The sequence below is a fragment of the Gemmatimonadales bacterium genome, from assembly GCA_036500345.1.
In the GTDB taxonomy this organism is placed as follows: domain Bacteria; phylum Gemmatimonadota; class Gemmatimonadetes; order Gemmatimonadales; family GWC2-71-9; genus Palsa-1233.
Window position 1 is genome coordinate 154,453 of sequence record DASYCE010000007.1, and the last position, 24,843, is coordinate 179,295.

28 protein-coding genes are annotated in these 24,843 nt (G+C 63.0%); 25 read left to right on the forward strand and 3 right to left on the reverse strand.

Annotated elements, in window-relative coordinates; genetic code table 11:
- The first annotated feature begins 25 nt into the window (after positions 1–25).
- From VGM20_03250 to VGM20_03310, 13 genes are all read left to right on the forward strand, one after another.
- A complete protein-coding gene (locus tag VGM20_03250) occupies positions 26–505 on the forward strand; it encodes a GNAT family protein (GenBank protein ID HEY4099877.1) in 480 nt (159 codons plus the stop codon).
- 1,126 nt (positions 506–1,631) lie between these two features.
- Positions 1,632–1,997, forward strand: coding sequence for a hypothetical protein (locus VGM20_03255; GenBank protein ID HEY4099878.1), 366 nt, complete (start codon positions 1,632–1,634; stop codon positions 1,995–1,997).
- A gap of 731 nt (positions 1,998–2,728) precedes the next feature.
- Positions 2,729–3,445 carry a hypothetical protein gene (locus tag VGM20_03260; protein HEY4099879.1) on the forward strand — a complete coding sequence of 239 codons (717 nt, stop codon included), beginning with the start codon at positions 2,729–2,731 and terminating at the stop codon, positions 3,443–3,445.
- A gap of 373 nt (positions 3,446–3,818) precedes the next feature.
- Positions 3,819–4,661 (forward strand): hypothetical protein, encoded by an 843-nt coding sequence (locus tag VGM20_03265; protein HEY4099880.1) that lies wholly within the window; start codon positions 3,819–3,821, stop codon positions 4,659–4,661.
- Positions 4,662–5,261: 600 nt separating this feature from the next.
- Complete coding sequence (locus VGM20_03270) at positions 5,262–5,768, forward strand: hypothetical protein (protein HEY4099881.1); 507 nt, start codon at positions 5,262–5,264, stop codon at positions 5,766–5,768.
- Positions 5,769–6,928: 1,160 nt separating this feature from the next.
- Complete coding sequence (locus tag VGM20_03275; GenBank protein ID HEY4099882.1) at positions 6,929–7,108, forward strand: hypothetical protein; 180 nt, start codon at positions 6,929–6,931, stop codon at positions 7,106–7,108.
- Between the two features lie 47 nt (positions 7,109–7,155).
- Positions 7,156–7,680, forward strand: a complete 525-nt coding sequence (locus VGM20_03280) for a mismatch-specific DNA-glycosylase (GenBank protein ID HEY4099883.1) — start codon at positions 7,156–7,158, stop codon at positions 7,678–7,680.
- 28 nt (positions 7,681–7,708) lie between these two features.
- A complete protein-coding gene (locus VGM20_03285; GenBank protein HEY4099884.1) occupies positions 7,709–8,350 on the forward strand; it encodes a porin family protein in 642 nt (213 codons plus the stop codon).
- Between the two features lie 103 nt (positions 8,351–8,453).
- Positions 8,454–8,864: a hypothetical protein gene (locus tag VGM20_03290; GenBank protein HEY4099885.1), complete on the forward strand. Its 411-nt coding sequence runs from the start codon at positions 8,454–8,456 to the stop codon at positions 8,862–8,864.
- A gap of 47 nt (positions 8,865–8,911) precedes the next feature.
- Positions 8,912–9,283 (forward strand): hypothetical protein, encoded by a 372-nt coding sequence (locus VGM20_03295; protein HEY4099886.1) that lies wholly within the window; start codon positions 8,912–8,914, stop codon positions 9,281–9,283.
- Positions 9,284–9,327: 44 nt separating this feature from the next.
- Positions 9,328–9,945, forward strand: coding sequence for a hypothetical protein (locus tag VGM20_03300; protein ID HEY4099887.1), 618 nt, complete (start codon positions 9,328–9,330; stop codon positions 9,943–9,945).
- A 158-nt stretch (positions 9,946–10,103) separates the two neighbouring features.
- A complete protein-coding gene (locus VGM20_03305) occupies positions 10,104–10,415 on the forward strand; it encodes a hypothetical protein (protein ID HEY4099888.1) in 312 nt (103 codons plus the stop codon).
- Positions 10,412–11,242: a class I SAM-dependent methyltransferase gene (locus tag VGM20_03310; protein ID HEY4099889.1), complete on the forward strand. Its 831-nt coding sequence runs from the start codon at positions 10,412–10,414 to the stop codon at positions 11,240–11,242. The genes VGM20_03305 and VGM20_03310 overlap by 4 nt, the downstream gene beginning before the upstream one ends.
- Before the next feature lie 26 nt (positions 11,243–11,268).
- On the opposite strand, the gene VGM20_03315 is transcribed toward VGM20_03310, so the two are convergent.
- From VGM20_03315 to VGM20_03325, 3 genes are all read right to left on the reverse strand, one after another.
- Positions 11,269–11,814: a TQO small subunit DoxD gene (locus VGM20_03315; protein HEY4099890.1), complete on the reverse strand. Its 546-nt coding sequence runs from the start codon at positions 11,812–11,814 to the stop codon at positions 11,269–11,271.
- Positions 11,815–11,962: 148 nt separating this feature from the next.
- Positions 11,963–12,727, reverse strand: coding sequence for a LytTR family DNA-binding domain-containing protein (locus tag VGM20_03320; protein HEY4099891.1), 765 nt, complete (start codon positions 12,725–12,727; stop codon positions 11,963–11,965).
- On the reverse strand, positions 12,724–13,800 hold the full coding sequence (locus VGM20_03325; protein HEY4099892.1) for a histidine kinase: 1,077 nt from the start codon (positions 13,798–13,800) through the stop codon (positions 12,724–12,726). Before VGM20_03325 ends, VGM20_03320 begins: the two co-directional genes overlap by 4 nt.
- Before the next feature lie 111 nt (positions 13,801–13,911).
- Here VGM20_03325 and VGM20_03330 point away from each other — a divergent pair, with 111 nt between their 5' ends.
- The 12 genes from VGM20_03330 (at position 13,912) to VGM20_03385 (ending at position 24,791) form a co-directional block, all read left to right on the forward strand.
- Positions 13,912–16,440 (forward strand): DUF5916 domain-containing protein, encoded by a 2,529-nt coding sequence (locus tag VGM20_03330; GenBank protein HEY4099893.1) that lies wholly within the window; start codon positions 13,912–13,914, stop codon positions 16,438–16,440.
- Positions 16,441–16,480: 40 nt separating this feature from the next.
- Positions 16,481–17,065, forward strand: a complete 585-nt coding sequence (locus VGM20_03335) for a cupin domain-containing protein (protein ID HEY4099894.1) — start codon at positions 16,481–16,483, stop codon at positions 17,063–17,065.
- A gap of 52 nt (positions 17,066–17,117) precedes the next feature.
- Entirely contained in the window at positions 17,118–18,479 is a 1,362-nt protein-coding gene (locus VGM20_03340; protein ID HEY4099895.1) for a DUF1036 domain-containing protein, read from the forward strand.
- A 69-nt stretch (positions 18,480–18,548) separates the two neighbouring features.
- The gene (locus VGM20_03345) at positions 18,549–18,755 is read left to right on the forward strand and encodes an AbrB/MazE/SpoVT family DNA-binding domain-containing protein (protein HEY4099896.1); all 207 of its coding nucleotides are present in this window, start codon (positions 18,549–18,551) and stop codon (positions 18,753–18,755) included.
- The gene (locus VGM20_03350; GenBank protein ID HEY4099897.1) at positions 18,752–19,129 is read left to right on the forward strand and encodes a type II toxin-antitoxin system VapC family toxin; all 378 of its coding nucleotides are present in this window, start codon (positions 18,752–18,754) and stop codon (positions 19,127–19,129) included. Before VGM20_03345 ends, VGM20_03350 begins: the two co-directional genes overlap by 4 nt.
- A gap of 33 nt (positions 19,130–19,162) precedes the next feature.
- Positions 19,163–19,720, forward strand: a complete 558-nt coding sequence (locus VGM20_03355; protein ID HEY4099898.1) for a GNAT family protein — start codon at positions 19,163–19,165, stop codon at positions 19,718–19,720.
- A 62-nt stretch (positions 19,721–19,782) separates the two neighbouring features.
- Positions 19,783–20,547 (forward strand): hypothetical protein, encoded by a 765-nt coding sequence (locus tag VGM20_03360; GenBank protein HEY4099899.1) that lies wholly within the window; start codon positions 19,783–19,785, stop codon positions 20,545–20,547.
- 42 nt (positions 20,548–20,589) lie between these two features.
- Entirely contained in the window at positions 20,590–20,757 is a 168-nt protein-coding gene (locus tag VGM20_03365) for a hypothetical protein (protein HEY4099900.1), read from the forward strand.
- Positions 20,754–21,473 (forward strand): NAD(P)H-binding protein, encoded by a 720-nt coding sequence (locus VGM20_03370; GenBank protein ID HEY4099901.1) that lies wholly within the window; start codon positions 20,754–20,756, stop codon positions 21,471–21,473. The genes VGM20_03365 and VGM20_03370 overlap by 4 nt, the downstream gene beginning before the upstream one ends.
- Positions 21,474–21,554: 81 nt before the next feature.
- A complete protein-coding gene (locus tag VGM20_03375; protein HEY4099902.1) occupies positions 21,555–21,920 on the forward strand; it encodes a metalloregulator ArsR/SmtB family transcription factor in 366 nt (121 codons plus the stop codon).
- The gene (locus VGM20_03380) at positions 21,898–22,422 is read left to right on the forward strand and encodes an SRPBCC family protein (protein HEY4099903.1); all 525 of its coding nucleotides are present in this window, start codon (positions 21,898–21,900) and stop codon (positions 22,420–22,422) included. The genes VGM20_03375 and VGM20_03380 overlap by 23 nt, the downstream gene beginning before the upstream one ends.
- A gap of 131 nt (positions 22,423–22,553) precedes the next feature.
- Positions 22,554–24,791, forward strand: a complete 2,238-nt coding sequence (locus VGM20_03385) for a DPP IV N-terminal domain-containing protein (protein ID HEY4099904.1) — start codon at positions 22,554–22,556, stop codon at positions 24,789–24,791.
- Positions 24,792–24,843: the final 52 nt, after the last annotated feature.

Here is a 24,843-nt window from a genome sequence, read left to right on the forward strand (position 1 = left end):
ATCATTGGGAGTCGTCGTGCCACAGATGACAGATCCGATGGATGCATTTCGCACCCTCCAACCGGCAATCGACAGCGGTGACGTCCAGTTGGAGCCGTGTGAGATCTTTGACCACCTCAAGGTCATCGTAGACCACCCTATGGGGGAATTGCGCCTAACGTATGTATCAATGTCTGGCGGGCAGGCCGCTGGGATCGTCCAGTTCGTAAAGGCAGACCCTTTCAACAACTTGCCCTGCTTCAGTATCGGATACGCTGTCCATGAGTCACTTCGCAAGCAAGGGTTGGCCACACGCATTGTTGCAGACGCTCTTGCTGAATTGGAGAATGGGCTTCGCGGCACGTCATTGAAGAGGTATTACGTTGAGGCCGTTGTTTCTACCTCCAACGAGGCCTCAAAGCGGATAGCCAGCCGCTTCATTTCAGATGCCCCTGTCAGTATCACCGACGAGTTCTCGGGAGAGCCGGCACTTCAGTACATGAGACTGTTCCCTCGTTCGGGGTGAGCGGTAGAAGCAGCCGCGCTTGCTGCTGCCGAGGCCAAGACGGCTCGGCCGCCGCGATGTATGCTTTATCTGAGGAATGCGGTGGCCTCATCTGGCCTCGCAGCAGAAGCGCAGATCGTTAGGCCGATTTGGCGGAGGAACCCTTGGACGTGTTTGAGCAGGCGTTACGCCTGCAGGATATGGCTGTCCGAATCGGAATGGCAGTTTGGCATTGCCAGGAACTCGAAACGGCGTTGTCCACATATCTCGTAGTTTGTGTCCAGCCGAAACCGGGAATTGGAATGACGAAGGGATCTGCCCTCACCGCTAACGCCGAGAGTAAGCCGATGGGCGTACTCTTGAAGGAGCTCAATAAGGCTGGAGTAGTGCCGCACGCTCGTGCAGTCAGGCTCAACGCCGCTCTTGAAGAGCGAAACTGGATGGTGCATAGAATCTCGAGGCAACACCGAGGCGTCCTGCATAAAGACGCTGTGTACACCGAGGTCATCGAGAGAATCGACGCTTTAGCTGCCGAAGCGCTGGCTCTTCAGAAGGCGACTGGCAAAGAGGTTGAGTCTTATGTCAGTACGCATGGCTTAAGTCGGGCGTACGTTGACAGAGAAGCAGCGAAGCTTCTTTCGAAGTGGCACCCGATATCGAAGGCGAAACCACAGCCTAACCCGCGCTTGCTTCTGACGCCTCCTAAGCGCCTCGGCTGGCGCCGATGTGGTAACATTGCTAAGGATGGCGACAGCCTCGGCAGGCACCGCAGCAGAAGCGCAGGCCGTTAGATGGCACGACCTTTGGAGGGTACGTGGCTTTCACATTCGTAGACGTAAGTGGGCGGCGATTGAGCAAAGATCGTGACCCGACGAAGTGTCCGCAGTGTCATCACGCGATTACACCGGACGAGGTCGATTGGAGATTAGTTAAGCCACTCTCAGCTCTCCGCCCGAAGCTAGCAATCATCTATCAGTGTCCAGCAATCGATTGCAAGAGGCTGTTCATCGCTACGTATGAATGGGAAGACGTCCCGTCCTACCGGGGAACTGAACCCCAGTTCCAGCTACGTTACCTCGCGCCGCGGGCGATCCAATCCCCAACATTTCCGAAGGAAATCGCGGAAGTCTCTCCCACATTCGTGGAGGTGTTCGTTCAGGCAAGTGCAGCCGAGCAATATCAGCTCGCTCAGGTCGCAGGCCCAGGATGCAGAAAGTCGCTTGAGTTTCTCGTCAAGGACTACTGCATCAGCGTACATCCCGACAAGCGCGACACGATCATGGCTACCCTCCTTGGGCCGTGTATCCAGACCTATGTGGACGACCAGAACATCAAGGATTGCGCGCGAATGGCGGCGTGGTTAGGCAATGACGAAACACATTACGAGCGCCGGTGGGTCGACAAAGACATTTCTGATTTGAAAACACTGATCGAGCTCACGACCAACTGGATTCGGAATCATGTACTGACAAGACGGTATCTCGAAGGGATGCCGAAGCAGGGTGCCATCTAACACGCGCTTGCTGCTGGCCGGGCGAGAGCGTGTCGGCGCGGCATGGGATATGATTCTTGGCTAAGGACTGCGCCGCGCCACCACTCGCCCGGGAGCAGAAGCGCAGGTCATTAGCCAGCACATCGTGGAGGCCGCCAATGACCCGTGCCTACAGAGTTCACGGCGAGCAGTTGCAGATCGGTGGCACAGTACCACCCAGCACGGTGTTTAGCGCCGCGGCACTGAAAGATGACCGCGGGCCGATCGAGAAGCGATTCGAAGAGCTTCGGCCAGCTAATAGGCCCACCCGACAATCAGCAGTGTTCGTGTTCGAGTCCGTCGATGAGGCGAAGCGCTTCGTTGCTTCCAAAGGGAATCACTTCCTTTACGAGGTCGACGTCGGTGATCCACCTCGACATCGAGGCGATTGGACGTGGCTCAATAAGGCACGACAGTCTCCGGTGATAATCGACGAATGTGCGCACTCCTACTGGGCAGGGAACGCGACAGAGTCGCCCGTGTGGGAGTGGATCGTTAGGGAAGCGGTCGCTACGCAGGACTTGAGCCCTACGGCTCAGGAACGGGACGAACTGCGGAAGCAGCACTATGGTCTGTCAACGGGCCAGGAGATCGCTGATTCCCTCCGACGCTGTGCTGGCTAACCCGCGCTTGCTGCTGACGATGCCAAGCGGTTCGGCCTCGCCGCAGAAGCGCAAACCGTTAGATCGCTAGCTTTCCACTCGGAGGGATTCGTGCGGCGGCTCTACGTTCCGACTTTCGGGCCGACGGACTGGCGGCGCTTGCTCGCAGATCCCGAAACGCAATGGGAGCCGAAGAAGTCGGCCCTCGAGATGGCCGTGTGTTGGGAGGCAGCATGTAGCAGCGCTCGCGGATTGCCGCCCGAGGTCGCCGCCGCAATTGATGGCAACTCCGACTTGGCGGGAGCGTATTTGGTCTTGGGCCTTCCTGAGCATCAGGTAGCAATTCCGGGTGGCGGCCATTCATCTCAGAACGACCTTTGGGCGCTTTTGCGTCGCGGTGACGACTTGGTCTCGGTCGCGATTGAGGCCAAGGCTGGCGAGTCGCTCGACGCCCTCGTCAAGGATTGGTTGCGGACCCCCAATCCGCGTACCCGAAAGCCGGAACGTCTCGCGGCGCTGCAGGGTCACCTGGACATCGACGGTCACGACGTATCTGAGCTGCGGTACCAGCTACTGCACCGGGCCGCATCAGCGCTCATCGAAGCCGATAGGTTCCGTGCCAAGTTCGCGGTCCTTCTCGTTCAGTCGTTCAACAGACAGGCTGATGAGGGCAGTTGGAATGACTGCTGCCGTTTCGGCGAAGTGCTCGGTGCCAAGGTATGCGAGAACCAGATTGTGGCGACCACGGTGCGGACCGTGATACCGTTGTACATCGGCTGGATATCGTCGTCTCCGGCGAACGAGGATCGGCTGCGAACGGCGGTCTAATCCGCCCTTGCTGCGGACGGGTCGCGCTCGGCCACCGCAGGCATAGATTCGATTCGACGGAGCGGCGGCCTCAGCGCCTCCGCCGCAGAAGCGCACGGCTTTAGCTGGCAGAGAAGGAGGCCCGGTGGGTTTCTATATTCGAAAAGCTATTAAAGTGGGACCTCTTCGTTTCAATCTCTCGAAGTCCGGTGTCGGTGTATCCGCTGGGATCAAAGGATTGCGCTTCGGAACCGGCCCTCGCGGCAACTATGTGCACATGGGTCGGGGCGGACTGTACTACAGGCAGAGTCTTGGCAATTCTAGGTCACCGAATACGCCTTCGCCAGTCCGAGAAACCGGACACGCGTACTCTGTGGATCCAACACTTGGGCCGATGATTGACATCGAGAGTGGTCCCGTTTCCCACATGGTCGATTCCAGTGCTGCGGATCTCCTCGCCGAGATGAACGCTAAGAAGCATCGCGCGCGATTCGCGGGATGGGTTGCCGCAGCCTCCTTGGTCATTCTCGCTTCGTCGGTAAGCGCTGGCGATCGTCCAGTGCAGACCATCGTTGCTAGCGCCGTCTGCATTGGGCTAGTGTGGTACGTGCACCAACGCGACGTGCTGCGGAAGTCAACCGTGCTTTTCTACGACTTCGCCGACGGCGCCGAATCTCGGTTTCAGGGAATCCACGATGCATTTGGGACGTTGGCGGAAGCCCAACGCGCATGGCATGTGGAGAGCCATGCGGCAGTATATGACAAGCGGTACCACGCAGGTGCTTCCGACTCGATACGTCGGACAGTGATTCGGCCAACGATCGGTCTGCCTCCCGGGATTCGTGTGAACGTCGATATTCCCATGCTGAAGGTGGGACAGCAGCTCTTGGCCTTCATGCCAGAACGGGTCTTGGTTTTCGACGACGGGCAGGTTGGTGCGATCGCCTACCAAGACATACTGGCCGAAGTGTCAACAACGCGCTTTATCGAATCGGAGGGTGCGCCGTCGGACTCACAGGTCGTCGGGCGCACGTGGAGATTTGTGAATAAGGACGGAAGTCCAGACCGACGTTTCAACAACAATCGCGAGCTTCCGATTCGTCAATATGAAGCCCTCCGCCTGACAAGCCAGTCCGGACTAAACGAACTCATTCATTTATCGAAGACAGGCAGCAGCCGGCCGCTCGCGCTCGCGATAATTTCGCTTTCACATATTCGGAGCCCTGCTGCCACCTAACGCGCGCTTGCTGCTGGCGAGGCCAAGACGGCTCGGCCGCCGCAATACATGCTTTGCCTACGGACTGCGGCGGCCTCACCTGCCCTCGCAGCGGAAGAGCAGGGCGTTAGTTAGCCTCACGATGCATACTGAATCTGAAGACACGACCTATTTTGGATTGTGGTCGGCCAACCAGCGCCTTCGAGTTGTGGAGCTACTTTCTTCACTCGGAGTGCGTTTCCATTTCGTCGACGCACGTGAATCGGAGGATCGCCTTCGCGCATGGGAAGCTTGGGACGAGTCCTCTGCCGGTACTTTGACGGGGTACGAGCTGTTTGTCCGAACAGCGGATCTCGACAAACTCAGTATGAGGCTGGTTGAGATGTTCCCGAAAGGAAGTTCGGGTCAGCATGAGTTGGGTCGGCTACCTAATACGCGCTTGCTGCGGGCGAGGCTAACACAGGTCGGCCGCCGCGATGTATGCTTTATCTAGGGAATGTGCCGGCCTCACCTGTCCTCGCCGCAGAAGCGCGCTGTTAGGCAGTCGCAAGGGACGGCGTCCGCCCGGGTCGGTGTCGAAGAACTCGTCGCCTTACCATTTCATCCGTGGATTGGAAACCGATGCACGACGACTCATTCCGATTGTCAACAGACGAGGAGTTGGCGGCGCGGATCAAACGAGCAATGGACGGCTGGGACACGAAGCCGACCGCTGAGGACTGCGAACGCGTCACGGCCGAGTTTATAGCAGCGCAGCGAGCGTGGGAGCGAAAGCTTGCGGCACTACCGCCCGAAGAACGCGCGCGGGTTGCCGCCCAAGACGCGGATGAGGCCCAGGCCGAACTTGCAGCCAGGAAGCGCGGCCTCACAAGAGCGGAAGCAGCACGCTTGCACTTAGCGCAACTGGAGTTGGAAGGGGCACGCATTCTCAAGCGCGCCGAGGCACGGATTATCGCGCGCTCTTCGCCAGTTATGAGCGGTGACGAGATCGACGCCCTTAGGCGCGACGAGGTGGAGTTGGCGGAGGCCGAGTTACAGGCATGGCTTGCCGCAAACCCACCGCCAACGCTGGCAGACGACGAACGGGCAATCCAAGCCCTAATCGGTGATGTCCGGACTGACAACTAAATGGCGCAGTGCAATGTGCGGTCGGCCAGGGCTGCCTAACCCGCGGTTGCTGCGGATGGGTCGCGCTCGGCCAACGCAGGCATAGATTCGATCCGATCGTGCGGTGCCTCGGTGCCTCCGCCGCAGAAGCGCCGGTCGTTAGGCATCCGTTCTCGATCTAGACACTAGCGACGGAGAGACGGCGTGGAACGGAGTGACTGGAAAACCGAATTCACGCGAGAGAGCAAGCTTCCGTGGCTTTGCCCTGCCTGCAACGGCGCTCGACTCAGCCTTGTCGGCGGATCACTCTGCACAGGCCAGACGAGTGAATCGGCTGCCTCAATGAATCATGAAGCGTCCGAACCAGAATGGATCGATGGTCGCTTCTCATGCTTGCTCCAGTGCGCACATTGTGATGGCCGCGTCGCGCTCGCTGGGAAATACCGCGTTCAGGACAACCGCCGCTATGGGCCGCACGGCGAAGAAGGCGACTACGAGGAATACTACACCCCACTCTTCTTCGCCGATGTGCCACAGATCGTCCAGTTGCCTGCCAGAACACCAAGCGCGATTGTCGAGCGACTGAAGAGATCCTTTAGCTTGTATTGGTCGGATCCTGAGGCCTGCGTCAATGCCATTCGGGCTGCTGTCGAAGTTCTGCTTACGGCTCGGCGTGTTCCTCAGACCCACCGACTGAAGCCCGGCGCGCCGCGTCGGTCCATGTCACTGCATAGACGCGTGGAGCTATTCAGCGCCACCGACAGGATCAACGGCGACCTTTTGCTGGCGGCAAAGTGGATCGGAAACGCTGGCAGTCATTCGCGATCGATTACTCACGACGATGCACTCGACGCTTATGAATTGGTTCTGCTCGTTCTAGAGCAATTGTATGACGATCGTCGCGCTCGCGTGCAAGCGATATCTCGTCGAGTGATTCGAAGAGAAGGTCCCCGCTCCCGACGGCGTGGACGCGGACCCGAGGCCTAACACGCGCTTGCTGCGGAGGGCGGCACTCGGCCACCGCAGGCATAGATTCGATGCAATCGGGTGGTGGCCACGGCGCGCCGCCGCAGAAACGCAGAGGGTTCGGCGGCTTACGCCTGTTCCACTGAATCGAGGGTGTACACATGATCGCTGAGTCGCACTCCTGCTACCGCTGTCAGGGCACCTCCACTCTCGGGATGCTGGTCGAGCACGATCCTCCGCATCAGGTGCGCTGGGTCTCGGGCACCCCCCGCAGCGGCATGGCGGGGCACTTCTTCACTGAGGGCAGCGGCGGCGACCGCGAGCGGTATCGCGTCGTCACTTACCGCTGCACGCGGTGCGGCGCGCTCGAATCCTTCGCCCACGAGCCGGAATAGCCGCCGTTGGGACCGCCGCCGAACGAATCGTTGCAACTGAGGTGGGGATGCTTGACGATCTCTTCATGGATGGGCTTCGGCTCGTTGTGTGTGGGACAGCTGCGGGGCGCGCATCAGCGTTGGTGGGGCACTACTACGCCGGCCCCGGCAACAAGTTCTGGCGCACCTTGGCTGAAGTGGGCCTCACACCACGCCGCCTTGAGCCTTCAGAATACAGACTCCTTCCCGACTATGGCATCGGTCTCACCGACCTGGTCAAGGCCCAATTCGGCGGGGACCACGAGATCACGTTTGCCCTGAGCGGTCGCGAGATTCTGCACGCGAAGATCGAACGCCATCAACCACGTGTCTTCTGTTTCAATGGCAAGCGCGCAGCAAAGGAATTCTACGGGGTAGACGAAGTGTCGTTCGGTATGCAGCCGGCTTTGATCGGCCGGACGAGAGTGTTCGTCGCTCCTTCGACGAGCGGCGCGGCGAATGGCTCGTGGGACCATGAAGCGTGGCGGCAGTTGGCCGGACATGTGCTGGGGGGCCAGACTACGTTCGAGCGACCAACCCAGGCGCGGGAGTAGCGCCTCGCACACTTCCCAAGAGGAATCAATGATCCGACGAATTGCCGGGTTGATCGGACTCTGCGTCATGACGGCCGCGCGCCTCAACGGTCAGATATCGGTCAGTGCCGTCGCCGGATTGGTGTCGTTGAACTGGTCGTTCAGCACCGGCTGCCAGGATTGCCAGCACGCCCTGGGCGGTCTCGCCGCTGGAGGTGCATTCAACTTCCCAATGGGCAGGAGGCTCAGCTTCGCGCCTGAGCTGCTGTACGTGCGGAAGGGCTCGGGTCTCGATTATCCAGCCGATGTCAGGATCGAGTATCGGGTCGGCTACGTGGAAGTGCCGCTTCTCCTGCGATATGTGGCGCGGACGAGCGGAGAGGTACGTCCCTACATCATCGCGGGCCCGGAATTCGGAATCACCGCCACCTGCTCAGCAAAGGCAATCAACAGTCCGGCGAACGGCAGTACCGTCTTCGTCGTTCCCTGCACCACCGGTGAAGCGGGTATATCCGAGGACCAGCCGGACCCTTTGGACTTCGGCGTGATCGTCGGCGCGGGCGTCACCTTCCACCGTTTGTCGGCATCGGTACGCTACGATCGAGGACTAACCGACATCTACAGCAGATACACGGGATCCGGGACTGTACACAATACGGCCTGGCTCGTCCTGATCGCCGCTCGTCTCTAATCTCATGCAAAGGGAACCGGAGCCTTCGTGCCGTCCCGCGCTCGATGCCGGTAGCCATCCCCGTCCGCTCACCGCGCCTGCTCTCACCAGGAGGTCGTAGCCCATGAATCTCACGCGTGTACTTGTAGCCGCCGTCGCCGCCTTTGTCGCGTACTTCATTCTGGGCGGCGCGATCTTCACCAGTCCGGCGATGCGGGCCGAGTTCGCGCGATACGGTATTGTGTATCGCACCCAGGAATCGATGAAGTCGGTCATGCCGCTCGGCATGCTGGGCATGTTGCTCTCGATGATCGCACTCGCGATACTGTTCGCCATGATTCATCCGGTCGGCGCGGGCGTTGTCGCAGGGCTGCAGTTCGGTCTCCTCATCGCGGTATATGCCCTGGGCTCGTTTGTCTTGCACAACCATGTCAATCTCAACATTGGCTGGCGGTTGACGACAGCTCAAGCCGTTGCCTACACTGTCGAGTGGCTCGTGGTCGGCGTCGTGATCAGTCTGGTGTATCGAGCCTGAGCGGCCCGTTCCTCCCCACTGCAACTCTTCACCAGGCGAGGGTGTATATGGATCGATCCAGCGCGATAGCGTGTTACGACAGACTCATCGCTACGAATCCCGCCGTCGAACGAAAGGGCGACACCGTTCCCTATACCTCGCTCAACGGACATATGTTCAGCGCATTGCACAAGGACAACACGGTGGCGCTGCGTCTACCCGAAAAGGAGCGGGCAGCGTTCCTCAAGAAGTACAAGACGTCGCTGGCTGCACATTACGGCGTCGTTCAGCCAGAGTACGTGGTCATTCCCGACACATTGTTGGCCAATACGAAGAAGCTGCAGCCCTACTTCGCCGCGAGCTATGAGTACGTCGCTGGCATGAAGCCGAAGGCGACGGCGAAGAAATCAGGACGCTCGAAAGTGCCGCGCAGGAAATAATCTCGGCGCGGCGCCATCCGCGATCGCGCTTTCGGGATGAGGGAATGAACGAACTTCTGCCTTTCGAAGTCTATGAACGCCCATTTGTGGGTCCGGCCTGGCGGCCGGTGCTCATGATGGCCGCTCTCTGGGGCGTGCCGATGACGGCACTGTTTGTCTTCATGACCTACCGCACCGTCGGAGTGGCCGTGCCGCTCGTTGCCGGGGCTTTGGGCGGGCTGGCCTTTGGATTCCTCTTGACCCACTCGTCCAGGCGCCGGATGCGGCGACTCATGCGCCGCTTGTACGACGCAGATCCGGCTCTGGTGCCCGCTCCCCCTCCCGGCCCGTTCCGTTGTCGGGTCGCCTGCAGCCTCATGCTATCGGGCCGATTCGCCGTTGGCGGGCACCTCTATGCCGGGCCAGGCGACTGGGCGTTCGTGCCGCATAAGCGAAATCTTTCGCGGCATCGAGCGCCGACGGTCCTTCCCGTCTCGACGGATCTCACGCTCACACCGCGCGCAAGCGTCCCGAGCGGAGTGGTGCGATTTCTGACCAGTGCGATGATCCAGACTCTGGAGTTGAGCAGCGGAGGGCAGACGGTGCGGTTGCTCGTCCCCGAGCCACAGCTGGTCGCGGCCAAGCTGCTGGAGTGCGCCGGGAAGTCACCGGGCACGCCCTGACACGCGCACCTGCCGACTAAACCACGCGGCACGCGGAGCAAGTATCTATGGAGACATATTCACGTTGGCCGGTCGTTCGGGACGTTGAGACCCCCTGTGCGGGCGTCGATTTGCAGCTGACTGACGGGCGCTTGTCCCTCCGATTGCTCTTCTCACACATGGCCGGCGGCATGAAGCACGACCTGCTGCTGGTGTTCAACCAGCCAATCGCGGTAACCTCGTTCAATGAATTCCAGCATCCGTGGCAACTTGAAACTGGAAGCGACGTGCCCTTGCTGACTGGCCAGTGGGCGAGTTATTGCTATCCTCTGCTGGCAGTAACGGGTTCGACCTGGATGCGGATCGCCGAAGAGAGCGGCCACCCCATGGAGGGTATCGCGCACCTGCGCATCGTGACACTCGGAGACACCGTAGATGTCCTCGGTCGCGATCCCGAGTCGATTTCATGGGAGCGGGGTCAGCACAAATGAATCACGGCACAATGACAAGTCCTCGCGACGACTCCAGATTCGCCGGGTCCATTCCTGAAATTTACGACGAATACCTCGTCCCTCTCATCTTTCAATCCTACGCCAATGACCTGGCGACCCGGGCTGTTCGAACATCAGACAACTCCATCCTCGAATTGGCCGCCGGCACTGGCGTTCTAACCCGAGCTCTCGCAGCAACGCTCCCGACCAGTACCACGCTCGTCGCCACCGATCTCAACCCGGAAATGATCGACCGAGCCCGGCAGCGCGGCACAGCGCGTCCGGTCGAGTGGCGCCAGGCAGACGCACTTCATCTCCCCTTCCCCGAAGCGTCCTTTGACACCGTCCTCTGTCAGTTCGGCGTGATGTTTTTCCCGGATCGCGTTGCAGGGTTTCGCGAGGCACGCCGAGTCCTTCGACCGCGGGGCTGCCTCATCTTCAGCGTGTGGGACCGAATCGAGGAGAATGACTTCGCGGCCGTCACGACGGAGGCTCTGGCGACGTTGTTCCCGGATGCTCCCCCGCGATTCATGGCCCGGATACCGCATGGCTACCACGACAAGGCCGAGATTGAGCGCGACCTGGTGCAGGGCGGCTTCGATCGTGGCGTCGCGATTGATACCGTGTCAGCTCGGAGCCTGGCTGAGAGCCCACGCATCCCTGCGGTCGGCTACTGCCAGGGGACCCCGCTTCGCAACGAGATCGAAGGACAGGGAGGGCGGCTTGGAGAGGCTACCGACTACGTCGAGCAAGCGCTTGCCCGGCAGTTCGGTTCAGGCGCGGTCGATGGAAAGATTCAGGCGCACATCGTCGTGGTGGAATCGTGAAGCGAACGGTGTCGTTCCCGACTTGATCATTGCGCTGCTTCGTGACCGGCCATTGGCCGCGCCGTCTTCGCCATCCCGCCGCGTCGCGCGAGCACTGCGTCCAGGCCGAACATTCTGCCGCTCGGCACGAGAATGTGCACCGCGGAGAGCGCCGCCATCATGCTGTCGGGAAGCGTCAGCAGGCCGCCATGGTATTCGTGGAACGCATAGTTGAACGGTGCGTAACAGAGCGCGACCGCCAGGCCGATCGCGCCGCCGAGGCGGCTCCGGAAACCGAGCAGCAGGAGCAAGCCCGCGGAGAGTTCGCCGAACCGGGCAAGCTCCGCCCACACCGCCGCATGCGGCAGGATGACGTGCTCGAGAATGGCCCGCGTTGCGCCCGTGGCATTCCTGGCACTCGCCTGGGCGAAGCTTATCATGTAGCCCGATGGAGGGAGGTAGCGTTCGCTGCGCGCGAACTTCGGCCACGCGTACCAGAGCCAGGTCGCGCCGACGTGCACCCGAAGCAGCGCGATGCCGATTCGCCACGCCGTCGGCTCAGGCGTCGCCGGCGCGTACTGCCGATCCAGCATCGTCGCGACCGTCAACTGAAAGCCCCTTTGGAGTGATGGATGCAGGGTACGGAGAGTCGGGCAACGCTTCAAGCCCGAACGGCAGATCTGCCTACCTCCCGCACATCTCCCGCACCGCTCCCGCACCGTTCCCGCACGACAGCCGGCACTACTCCCGCAGCAGCGCCTGCAGTTCCTTGCTGTGACCGCGGCTCGAGGTCAGCCGGGTTCCGTCCTCCAGCATGATGAGGTACTCGCCGTGGCCGCTCGGCTCGAGCCGCCGGATGCGGTCCACGTTCACGATGACCGAGCGATGCACGCGCACGAATCGGTCGGGCGGGAGTTTCGACGCGATCGCTTTCAGCGTGTCCCGCACCAGATGGGCGCGCCCGCCGATGTGGAGGCGCACGTAGTTGGAGGCGCCGTCAAGCCATTCGATCTCCGCGGCCTTGACGAAGTAGAGGTGCTTGGCGGCGCGGACCAGGAACCGTTCAGGATAAAGATGCCGGGCCTTGACCTGTTGCAGGAGCACCTTGAGCGCGGGCTCGAGTGCCGCACCTCCTCCGCCCTGCAGCCTGACCTCTGCGCGCGCCAGCGCGGCGGCAAAACGCTCGGCGTCGAACGGCTTGAGGAGATAATCCACCGCCCCCACGTTGAACGCCTTCACGGCATACGCGTCGTGCGCGGTCACGAAGATCACCGCGGGCGGAGTCGCCACCTCGTCGAGTGCCGCGAGCACCTCCAGCCCGTCGAGTCCCGGCATCCGGATATCGAGGAACACGATCTCGGGCCGGTGCGCGAGGATCCCTTCCACCGCTGAGGGACCGTCGCCGCATTCGGCGACAATGAGGTAGCCGGCGTCGGCGCCCAACATGATGCGGATGCGGTCGCGCGACAGTGGTTCGTCGTCGGCGACCAGCACCCGGCGCGTCACGCGGCAGGCCCGCTGACGCGCACCGGCAGCGACACGGTCACGCGGGCACCGCCGCCCGGGCCGGCGGCGGCGAGCGTGAGTTCCCCCTCGTCGCCGTAGAGTTGAGCGAGCCGAGCGCGGGTGTTGGCCATGCCGATGCCGCCAGCGGTCGGCGCTGCACCGTCGGGTCCGGGGCCGTCGTCGGTGATGGTGATGCGCAGGCGGTCGTCCTCGCGAGTGACCCGCACCTCGACGCGGCCCGGTCCCGGCTTCGCTTCGATGCCGTGCTCCAGGGCATTTTCGACCAGCGGTTGCAACAGGAATTGCGGCACCAGTCCGGGACGCGCGGCAGGATCCACCACGACCACGGCGGTGAGGCGGTCGCGAAAGCGCATGCGCATGATCGCGAGGTAGCGCTCCAGCAGGTCCAGCTCGTCGGTGAGCGGGATCTCCTGCGGACCGCCCGGCGTGAGTGTGGCGCGGAGCAAGTCCGACAATTGGGTGAGCATCCGGTCGGCGGCCGGGACATCGGTGTGCATGAGCGTCGCGGCGCCGTTCAGAGTATTGAAGAGGAAATGCGGGTGCAGCTGCGAGCGCAGCGCCTCGAGTTGCGCGTGGGTCAGCCGCTCACGCAGCTCCACCGCCTGGCGCTCGCGCTCCATTGCCCGGCGGTAGAACTCGATCGCCTGGGCCACGACGACAATGCCCCACATGTCGTACATCGTGCCGAAAATGTGCGACGCGAACCCCGCGCCCAGCGGCCAGACCAGCGCTTCGACTCGTTCGACGACTTCGCACTTGAGCATGACGAACACGAACGTGGCGGCGAGCAGGATGACCGCGCTGCTCTTCCAGTGTATCCGGTCGAGGGGGAAGCGGCGCACCAGGAGGACGATGGCGGGCACGAAGCCCGCGTAGCCGTAATTGTCGAGCAGGCGATCGCCGGTGAGCGTGACCCAATCCACGCCCTGCCCCGCGCGCAGCAGGTTCACGCCGTTCTGGATCGCAGACATGAGGCCCAGCGCCGTGAACGCCGCAAAGCCCCATGCCCAGAGGATGAGCCAGCGTCGCCAGATCGGTGTGGTGGCCGTCATGCGGGGAAAGCTACGCGCGGGCGGCGTTGGTGCACGTGGGTTGATCCCCGCAGACGGCCGGGTCATCCCTTGATGGCTTGTCCCCTCCGGCTCAGCGACGAATCATGACGCATGCTGATCCTGGGTCTGCTCCTGGTCCAAGCCACCACCTCGGCCGCGCCGTCCCCACTGCCAACGTCGGGTCGGGCAACGCGGCCCACCATCGTGGCCACGCGCGCCCTGACGGCACCCGTCATTGACGGCCGCGATGACGACGAGGTGTGGCGAGCGGCGCCGCTGATCGAGGGTTTCCGCCAGGAGGTGCCGAGGGCGAACGCCGACCCCACGTTTCGCACCACCGGGCGCGTCGCCTACGACGCGAACAACCTGTACGTGTTCCTCCGCGCGTACGATCCGCACCCGGACAGCATTGAGGCCGCCCTGGCGCGGCGCGACCAGGACTCGCGATCGGACCTCATGGGCGTGCTGGTGGACGGGTACCGCGACCGGCGCACTGGCTACGAGTTCGACTTCAATCCGAAGGGCGTCAAGCTCGACTTCACCTTTCGCGACGACGGCGGGTCGTTCGATGACGCCTGGGACGGCGTGTGGGATGTCGCGACCCGCATTGACTCGCTGGGGTGGACCGCCGAGGTGCGGATCCCGCTGTCGCAAATCCGCTACCCCAACGCGCCGAGCGACACGTTCGGCATCTACCTGTGGCGGTCGGTCAAGCGATTGGGCGAGGGGATGACCTGGCCGTTCCGCAATCTTCAGATTCCGGGGCTCGCGTCGCAGTTCGGCGATGTGACGGGACTCGATAGCCTGGCGCCGCCTCGTCATGGCGAGTTCGTCCCTTACCTGGTGACCAGGAACGTGACGGTGCCGTCTGCCACCGGGTCGAGGCATGAGACCGGGGCGTCGCTGGGTGCCGATCTCCACTATGCACTCGCATCCAACGTGACGCTCAGCGCGACGGTGAACCCGGACTTCGGGCAGGTGGAAGCCGACCCGGCGGAGTTGAACCTCACGCAATTCGAGACGTTTTTCGCCGAGCGGCGGCCGTTCTTTGTCGAGGGAGCGAGCCTCTTCTCGTACGACATCAACTGCGCGCTCTATTCCTGTTTCCACGAGGGATTGTTCTACTCGCGGCGCATCGGCCGTGCACCGCAGCTGGCGGAGATCAACGGAGACTCGACGTCGCCGGGCGCCACCAGAATCCTGGGCGCCGGCAAGCTGGTCGCGCGCCTGGGCCACCTCGCGATCGGCGCTTTGGGATCAGCGACCGAGCGTGTGGACGGCTCCTCGGGACTCGCCATTGAGCCTTCGGCCCGTTACGGGGTGCTCCGTGCCACGCAGGACTTCCGCAATGGCGAGACCGGCATCGGCCTCACGTTCACCGCGGTCGATCGCGACCTCGACACGTCATCCGCCGCGTACCTCCATCGGTCGGCGTACGCGGGCGGACTCGACGCGCGAAGTCGTTGGGGAAAGGAGTACCAGTTGCACGGCTCGGTGCATTGGAGCCGGGTCGAGGGGACACCGGCCGCGATTACCGCAACGGAACGCGACCCGATTCACAACTACCAGCGCCCCGATGGCGCGCTCGTGGTGGACAGCGCCGCAACCAGCTTGAGCGGTGACGACGAGCAGGTCGCGTTCGACAAGACTGGAGGCGTGGTCCGCTTCCAGATGATCTATATGCGCAGCTCGCCCGGATTCGAGGTGAACGACGTCGGATTCCTGCGCCAGGCCGATCAGCAGCAGGCATATGGGTGGCTCAACCTCACGCTCAACCGGCCCACTAGCTGGTATCGCAGTGTCGTGTGGAACGGGAACGCATGGTGGCAGGCGACCACTGCGGGCCTCGTCACGGACCGCGCCGTGAATACCAACGTGCATCTCACGCTCCACAACCTGTGGACGCTGGGTGCGTGGGGCGTGGTCGATGGGCTGGGCACCACCTTCTGCGATCGTTGCGCTCGCGGCGGACCAGCGCTCCGACAGGACCGCTCGCTGGGGACCTGGTGGGACGTGACCGGCGACAGCCGTAACGCGGTCGTGCCCGAGGTCACGGTCACGACGTCGCGCGCCGACGAGGGGCGATCCCACTCATTCAGCGTGACGCCCACCTTCACGATCAATGCGTCGAGCCGGTTGTCGGCGAGCCTTGGTGGCGCAATCACCACCGCGCAGAACGATCGGCAGTGGCTGGCGAACCCGGTCGATTCGGCCGGCGTCACCCATTTTACCTTCGCCCATCTCGATCAACGGACCGTGGCGATCACCGCGCGCCTCAATTACACCCTCTCAACCACGCTGTCGCTCCAGGGGTATCTGCAGCCCTTCGCGAGCTGGGGGGCCTATACCGACGTGCGCGAACTCGCCGACCCGCGCGCGGCGGCGTACGCGGATCGGTTCAAGCCGTACGCCCCGGCGACCGACCCCGGCGGTGTCAACGCAAAACAGCTCAATGCCAATGTCGTACTGCGGTGGGAATACCACCCCGGATCCACCCTCTTCGCGGTGTGGACCCAGGGGCGCCAGGACTTCACCAGCACGCCGGGCACTGGGAGCGCGTTCGACAACTTGCGAAGCATCCTCGACGTGCCCGCTCAGAATACCTTCCTGATCAACGTCTCCCACTGGTTCAACTGGTAGTAGTCACCGTTTGCGAGCCGTATGTTCTATTTTCTGACGGATGATCTGCCAGGGTTTCGAAACCACGGATCCAATCACCGGGACACGGCTTGTCGTGTTGAAGGGAGCCCGGGAAACAGGTGGCCGGGGCTGGGTGACCGAGGTCCATTGTCCCGAGGGCGCAGGACCGTGGGGCCCGGCGCACGTGCATCGGGTCTGGACAGAAACATTTGAGGTGGTCCAGGGAACCGCGAGCTACCGCCTGGGTAAGGAAGTGCGGACGCTCCAGCCGGGCGAGACGATCGTGATGCCGCCGGGCGTGCCACACCTGCATCCATGGAATACCGGGTCGGGCATCATGGTCTTTCGGCACACCAACGATTTCGGCGCGACGACTCCCGAGGCGGTGCATGACGTGCTCGGTGCGTTTGCCACGATCAACGGACTCGCCGGTGAGGGGCGGGTCGGCACGAACGGCGTGCCGAAGAACCCGCTGCAGGTCGCGGCGACGATACGGTTGCTGACGAAGCACGGCGGGTTCGATGCCACGTTGCCGATTCCGCTCCAGCTGGCCGTCAGCGCTACCTTCGGACGGCTCGCTGAACTCCTCGGATATCGAGCGATCTACGATCGGTACCTTGAGTGAGGGAAAAGGTGGAGTGGCCAGCACGCGAGAACTCGATGTCTGGAGAAGTCGCATGAACCGATTCCGCCTCCTCCTCGCCACTGGCACCGTCCTCGCCCTTCCCGCCACGCTCGCCGCGCAGCGCGCCTCCCTCGAGATCTGCAATCACGGCAAGTTCACGGTCGACGTCGCCTACGCCCAGCGGATTCAGCTGCTCATCACCGGCTACCGGTGGTCAACGGAAGGCTGGTATCCCGTCGACGCCGGCACCTGCAAGACGGTGTACGACGAACCGTACGACGCCGCCGGCCCGATCACGCCGCAGAGCGGTGCGCGCATCGCACTCATCGCGTTCACCGAGAACAAGTGGCGCACGCTGCTGCCCAACAACGGCGATACGCTGGGCTGGATGAAGCCCGGCCGCGGCAAGATCTGCATCGATCTCAAGTCGCAGGGATTCACCTATGACGAGCCGCAGGGCGATCCGGCGGCCAATTGCGGCGTCATGGCTGTGCCAGCCACCTGGGATTTCTTCCCGGACGACCCCGGCCAGTACAGCTATGGCATCAACTGGGAGGCCGGAGCGGTATCGACCGTCATCGCCGGCGACGACAAGTCCGCACCCGGGTCGATCTCCTACTTCTGTTCGTCGACCGACAAGCGGCCGGTGGTCTATTTCAGCGACATCTTCGATCAGCCAGATGCCGGCTCGGATGCCGACAACTTCCTCACCTACGAACGCGACATCTTGAGATTCGAGGCCTATCTCACGGAGCACTACGGCTTTCCGGACAAGGAAGGCCTGGTGGAATGTGTCCACATACCGACCACCGCCAGCACGGCGGGAGGTATGGTCGCGGGGAAGCAGAAGCTGAAGGCGATGGTGATCGCTGCCGGGAAGAAGGCTGTCGAGACGAGCTGGAACTACGTCACCACGGATGAAACCGACACCAGCAACGCCGACGTGACCCGCGGCGATGTCGAGACGCTGACGCCGAGAGGACGTGCGGCGCTCTTCAACTGGATACAGGCGGACGTTGCGACCTACCTCGCCGCATCGAAGACCGGTTTCAACGGCTACAAGAGCGGCGATGTCATCCTGCAGCAGGGACTTCGCATGTGGACGTCGAGCGAGAAGCCGGCGCTGGCGCGCGGATGCTGGGTGGTGCAGGGCGATTCGACCACGACATTGTCGTGCACCATGCCGATCGAGAAGGAACTGGAACGAGGGTACTACGACCTGCTGGTGGAGGATGTCGCCGCGGCACTTCCCGCCGGCTGGAGTGCCGGTCCCCCGAATCCGTTCGGCGGGTCGCTGCCGAGCTCGGAGTTCGTGTCGACGACCGGCGCGCACGCGGAGATCTGGCTCACCGAACCGCAGGACGACGTGTATGAGCTGAGCTTCGAGCTCGTGTCGGCGCCGGTGCGGCACTAATCGCGACTCCCTTGCGACCGCCGATCGATAAAAGTATCGTTGTACGATATCGTCATCGATGAGGTCGCGATGTCCGTCGTCACCGTGTCGCCGAAGTTCCAGGTCGTCATCCCCCTCGCCATCCGGGAATCGCTTGGCCTGCAGCCCGGGCAGAAGGTCCAGGCGCTGCAGTACCAGAACCGCATCGAATTCATTCCCGTGCGCTCGATGCGTTCGATGCGTGGATTCCTGAAGGGAATCAACACGACGGTGGTGCGGGACCGGGACCGGGTATGAACGTCGTCGACTCCTCGGCGTGGCTCGAGTACTTCGCCGGAGGAGCCCACGCCGGGCGGTTTGCGGCGGTGATCGAGTCACCGGACGACCTGCTCGTGCCGTCGATCGTCGTCCTCGAGGTCACCCGCCGTGTCATGCAGCAGCGCGGCGAGGACGCGGCGCTTCAAGCGGCGGCATTGCTGCATCAAGGCGAAGTGGTCCCGCTTGATAGCGGCCTGGCACTTGCCGCCGCGAAGCTTGGCCTGGAGAACAAGTTGCCATTGGCGGACAGCATCATCTTTGCAACGGCGCAGCAGTTCGATGCGACGCTCTGGACGATGGATGCCGATTTCGATGGCCTGCCCAAGGTGCGGTATATCGCGAAGCAGCGATAGCTCATCGACCACAACCTTCGGTTGGGAAGGGCCATGCCGCTCACCGTCGCTCCTGACATCACCTTGTCGCCGCTCACTTCCGACGATGCCGGCGCATTGCTCGCCATTCTCGGCGCCGATCGCGAGACATTCGATCGGTGGCTGCGCTGGTCGAGCACGATTCAGTCGGTCGAGGATGCGCGACGCGTCATCGAGGATGCAGCGGAACGCGAACGAGCCGGACGAGGCTTTCACTGGGGATTGCGCCGCGACGGACAATTGATCGGTGGAGTCGTCTGCTGGTCAATTGACCCGGTTCATCGCGTTGCAGAACTGGGATACTGGCTGTCGGCGAACACTCGAGGCCGCGGCCTCGTGACACGAGCTACGCGCATGGTCGCGGATCACCTCTTCGCCGCCGGTCAGGTCAACCGGGTAGAGTTCCAGTGCCGGACCGAAAACGGTCCGTCACGACGGGTTGCTGAGCGCGTTGGTGGCCAGTTCGAGGGAATTCGTCGACAGTCCCATCTGGTCGCAGGAGCATTCCGCGATCACGCGGTGTACGCGATACTTGCTGGAGATCCGCCCCCCGGCGCTGGCCCGGTTCTCTGAGCCGCTCTACCTTCCCGTTCTCCGCCCCGTCGAAGTCCCGGGCCCAATCCCAGAGAGAGACCATGCCTGCCCAACGATTCGCCGCACCGGTACTGTGGGCTCTAGCACTCCCCTTCCTCTCCCCGTCCATTGCGGCGCAGGCTCCCACGCCGCCTGCCGTGACCTTTGGACAGTTGCCCGCCGAATGGGCGGTCCAGCAGAATGTGATGGACCCGATCTGGAAGTCGCTCGGCATGCAAGGCGTCAACTACTACGCCTTTGGCGCTCCCGTGGCCCCGAACGACTTCTCGGCGCGGTCCGACCCCACGTCACACCTGTACCAGGCATGGCTCGGCGCGTATGTCGTGGTCGGCGCGCTCGACTCGGTGTCGGCCAACGATGAAGCGCGCCAACGCGAGATGATCACGCACCTGACAGAGAACGACCAGCGCGCCTGGTTGTCGGCAATGGGCGACCCGGCTCCCCTGGCAGAAGTGATCGGGCAACTTCGCCGGTCGCAGATCACCATCGACGGCAGCGTCCGACCGCTCTACGTCGGCGAGATGCGGAGTCACAGCGATTTGAGCGCGGGGTCGACCCCGCTGGCGCACAGCCTCGGAATGCCGCCGACCACGGCTTGGCAGACCGACCTCGTTCCGTACCACGACGTGTTGCTCCACGTGCAGGCAGCGGTGTGGTATGATGCCACGCGCCATGTGACCGTCGTGGTATACAGCGCATCCTCCGCGTTCGATACCAAGGCACATGTGACGCATGACAACGGCCCGGTGCTCAACGATTCACTGCGAACGCTCATGACGCAGGCGCATGTCGTTGATCGCCCCTAGCGTGGCGGCCGCGGAACATCGGCATCGAGTGACATTGCCGCAATGACCAGCAAATCGATCGCCTCGCTCTATCTCGTCGTGATGATCTTCGTGATCATCGCGACTGATATGCTCTTCTTCCGGAATCGTTTCTGGGAACGGTTGGCGGTCAACGTCGGAATCGTCCTGATCTTCGGAGCATTCTACTTCCGCTTCCTCAAGCGGCCGTGACCCCCAAGCCCGCCATTGTCCTCGGCGCGTCAGGCTCGGTCGGCCGCGCACTCGTCAAGGAACTGATCGGCAACGGCGGATTCGCTCCGATCGTGACCCTCGTCCGTCGGCCGCAACCCGATCAGCTCGCCGCCGCCAACAGCGCCGGAGTCGAGTTGCGGGAGATCATTGTGTCGACGATGGATCCCGCCTCGCTCGAGGCTGCGACGCTCGAAGCGATCGGCTCGCTCGATGGCGATGTCGCCTCCTTCTCCGTGCTCGGCATCGGCGCGGGAACTGGGCACCTGACAATGGACCAGCATCGTGCCGTCGACGTCGAGCTGAATGCGGCTTTTGCCCGCGCCCTCCGCGCGTCGGGACGGGTGAAGCACCTCGCCTTCATGTCCGCCGTCGGATCCGATGCGACCGCGGCCGCGAGCGGTTCCGGTGCCGCGGGGATGGCACGGTACCGCCGAGTGAAGGGAGAGGCGGAGATCGCGGTCCAGGAGAGCGGACCACCGGTCGTGAGCATCTTCCGGCCGGCGCTGATCATCGGCTCGGACCACACGCCGCGGTTGCTCGAGAAGGTGCTCCCGATCTTCGCGTTCGCCACGCCGGCGAAATGGAAATCGATCACCGTCGAGCAGATCGCCAGGGCGATGATCGCAACAGCGCTGCAGCCGCCGGCGGATTCGGCGCTCTACCACTATCCCGAGATGGTGGCGCTGAGTCGGTGATCCTGCACCAATCCTGACGCGGGATGGGGCGCTGGACCAGGTCCCTTGCGCACCGTTCGTCGCGGCCATATACTGAACCACATGGTTCAGTATAGCAGTACACATCTCGACGCTTCCTTTGCCGCGCTCGCCGACGCCACCCGGCGCGGTGTGCTGGAACAGCTCGGACGGTCGGACGCATCGGTCAGCGAGCTTGCGGGAAGGTTCCGCATGACGCTCACCGGGATGAAAAAGCACATCGGAGTCCTGGAGGACGCAGGGCTGGTCATCACGGAGAAGGTCGGGCGGGTGCGGACCTGCAAGCTTGGCGACCAACCGCTCGGCGACGCGGCGGCGTGGATCGAACAGCACCGCCGGCTCTGGGACGCACGCTTCGAGGCACTGGACCAGGTCATCGACGAACTCAAACGGAAGGAGAAGCGCCATGAACGCAGACGGAGCAGGTAAATCGGCCTCGACGAGGAAGACTACGCAGGTACGCCAATCGGATCGTGAGCTGGTCGTCACCCGGCAGTTCGACGCGCCGGCGCGCCTCGTGTTCAAGGCGTGGACCAGCGCCGACCTATTCAAGCAGTGGTGGGCGCCGAAATCGTTCGGCATCAACATGGTCTCGTGCGAGATCGACGCGCGCACCGGCGGGGGCTACAAAATGGTCTTCTCCCATCCTGCCAGCGGCGAGCCGATGGCGTTCTTCGGCAAGTACATCGAAGTGACGCCGCCATCGCGGCTGGTCTGGACCAATGAGGAAGCTGGCGACGCCGGGCAGGTCACCACGGTGACGTTCGAAGCGCAGGGCGGCAAGACGCTGGTCGTCGTGCGCGAGCTCTTCCCCTCGAAGGAAGCGCTCGACGAAGCGATTGCTTCGGGGAGTGTCAATGGATGGAGCGAGCAGTTCGTCCAGCTCGACGAGTTCCTCGCGACCCAGGGCGAAGCCGCAGCATCGGCGTGAGACGGTGCCCGGGCCGCCCTCGATGGATGGAGGGCGGCTCGCGAGCGGACTGACCGGGAGATGAGGTATCATTTGAGTCGGCGCTTCTCCGCGCCTCCCTCGTCATTCGTCCGTGTCCACCGGGAGTTCCGATGAAGTGCGCATTCCTCCTTGCGTTCGCGATCGCTCCGTTCGCCGCTGCATCCGCCGGCGCCCAGCAGCCGGTCACCGCCGCTGATTATGCGCGGGCCGAGAAGTTTCTTGGCCCCGGGATGAACGGCCTGGTGATCGGCGGAAGCGTCGCGCCAAACTGGATGCCGAATGACCGCGACGACCGATTCTGGTATCGGTCGACGACCGCCGCGGGAACGCAGACGTACATGGTCGACCCGGTGAAGAAGACCCGCACCGCCGTCGCGGATACCGCCGGCCTCCCGGTGACGGCCTCGGCAGGACGGGGCGGACGCGGCGGCGGTGGTGGAGGGCGTGGAGGGCGCGGTGCCGGCCCGATGGCGTCGAAAGGGGAACCGCTCCTGCTCTCCCCCGACCGCACCCGTGGCGCATTCGTGCGCGACTGGAATCTCTGGGTCCACGATATGTCGAGCGGAGCGGAACGCCAGCTGACACACGACGGCGTCGAGGACTTCGGCTACGCGACCGACAACGCGGGCTGGGCCGGCGGCCCAGATGCAATGGCGGTCTGGTCTCCCGACTCGAAGCGCCTTGCGACGCAGCAGCAGGACGAGCGGAACGTCGGCAAGATGTACCTCGTCTCGACTCCGACAGGCGGCGCGTTCAGCGCCAACGGGCGCCAGGGCGGCCATCCGGTGCTTCGCCAGGTGCCGTTTCCCCTCCCGGGCGACAGCGTGGTGACGATGATGTATCGCGTCATCGTCGACGCAGACAACGGCAACGTGCTGCGGCTCAAGATGCCCGCCGACTTCCATCGCGGCACCCGCGAAGACAACATCGAACTCAGCGACACCAAGTGGAGTCCCGACGGATCGCAGCTGGCGATCGCGTCGATGTCGCGCGACAACAAGCACGTCTGGATCTCCGTCGCCAACGCCTCGACCGGCGACGTCCGCCACGTCTTGGACGAGACCGAGAAGACACAGTACAAGGCGCCGACCGGGTGGCAGGTGCTCTGGTCCACCAACGAGATCATCTGGTATTCCGATCGGGACGACTGGGGGCAGCTCTACCTTTACGACCTGGCGACCGGCCAGCTCAAGAACCGGATTACCAGCGGCGACGGCCCGGTGATGCAGATCCTGCGCGTCGATCCGGCGATACGCACGCTGTGGTTTGCCGCCAACGGGAAGGAAGCGGAACAGGATCCGTACTTCTCGCACATCTACCGCGTCAATCTCGATGGCACACACCAGACGTCGCTAACGCCGGACGTCGGCACGCACACCGCCGAGATCTCACCCGACGGCAAGTATGTCGTCGACACGTATTCGCAGCCCGACGTGCCGCCGGAGGTCGCGCTGCGCAACGGCACAGACGGCCATCTCATCCTGCCACTCGAGAAGGCCGACATCTCGAAGCTGCTCGCCAGCGGATGGAAGCCGCCGATTCCGGTCAGGATGATCGCGCACGACGGGAAGACGGCGATCTACGGAATGATGTTCGTCCCGACCCACCTCGATTCGACGAAGAAGTATCCGATCGTCAACAACATCTATCCCGGCCCGCAGAGCGGAAGCGTCGGCAGTCGCGCCTTCACGGCGGTCCGCGGCGATCGGCAGGCTCTCGCCGAGCTCGGCTTCGTGGTGGTGACGATCGACGGAATGGGGAATCCGGGCCGCTCGAAGTCATTCCAGGACTCCTATTACGGTGCGATCGGGCGTGACAATACCCTTCCCGATCAAGTCACGGGGATGAAGCAGCTGGCCGACCGGTACAAGTTCATCGACCTCGACCGGGTGGGGATCTGGGGACACTCCGGCGGCGGCTTTGCCACGGCCGACGCGATGTTCCGCTATCCGGAGTTCTTCAAGGTCGGGATCGCCGAGTCGGGGAATCACGACAATCGGCAGAACGAAGATGACTGGGGCGAGCGGTATCAGGGGTTGGTGGTGCGAAACGCCGACGGCACCGACAGCTACACCGCCGAGGCGAATGAGAACTTTGCGCAGAACCTGACGGGGCATCTGCTGCTGGCGCACGGTTCGATGGACACGAATGTGCCGCCGTACTCGACGTTCCTCGTGGTCGATGCCTTGATCAAGGCCAACAAGGATTTCGACCTGCTGATCCTGCCGAACAACAATCACGGCTACACCGCGTCGCAGTACATGATGCGGAAGCGCTGGGACTATTTCGTGCGCTGGCTGCTGAACACCGACCCGCCGAAGGAGTTCACCTTCGGCGCGGCGAATTGAACGGATCACGTTGAGAATGACGGCGGGGGAACTCGCCTGACAGACTTCAGTC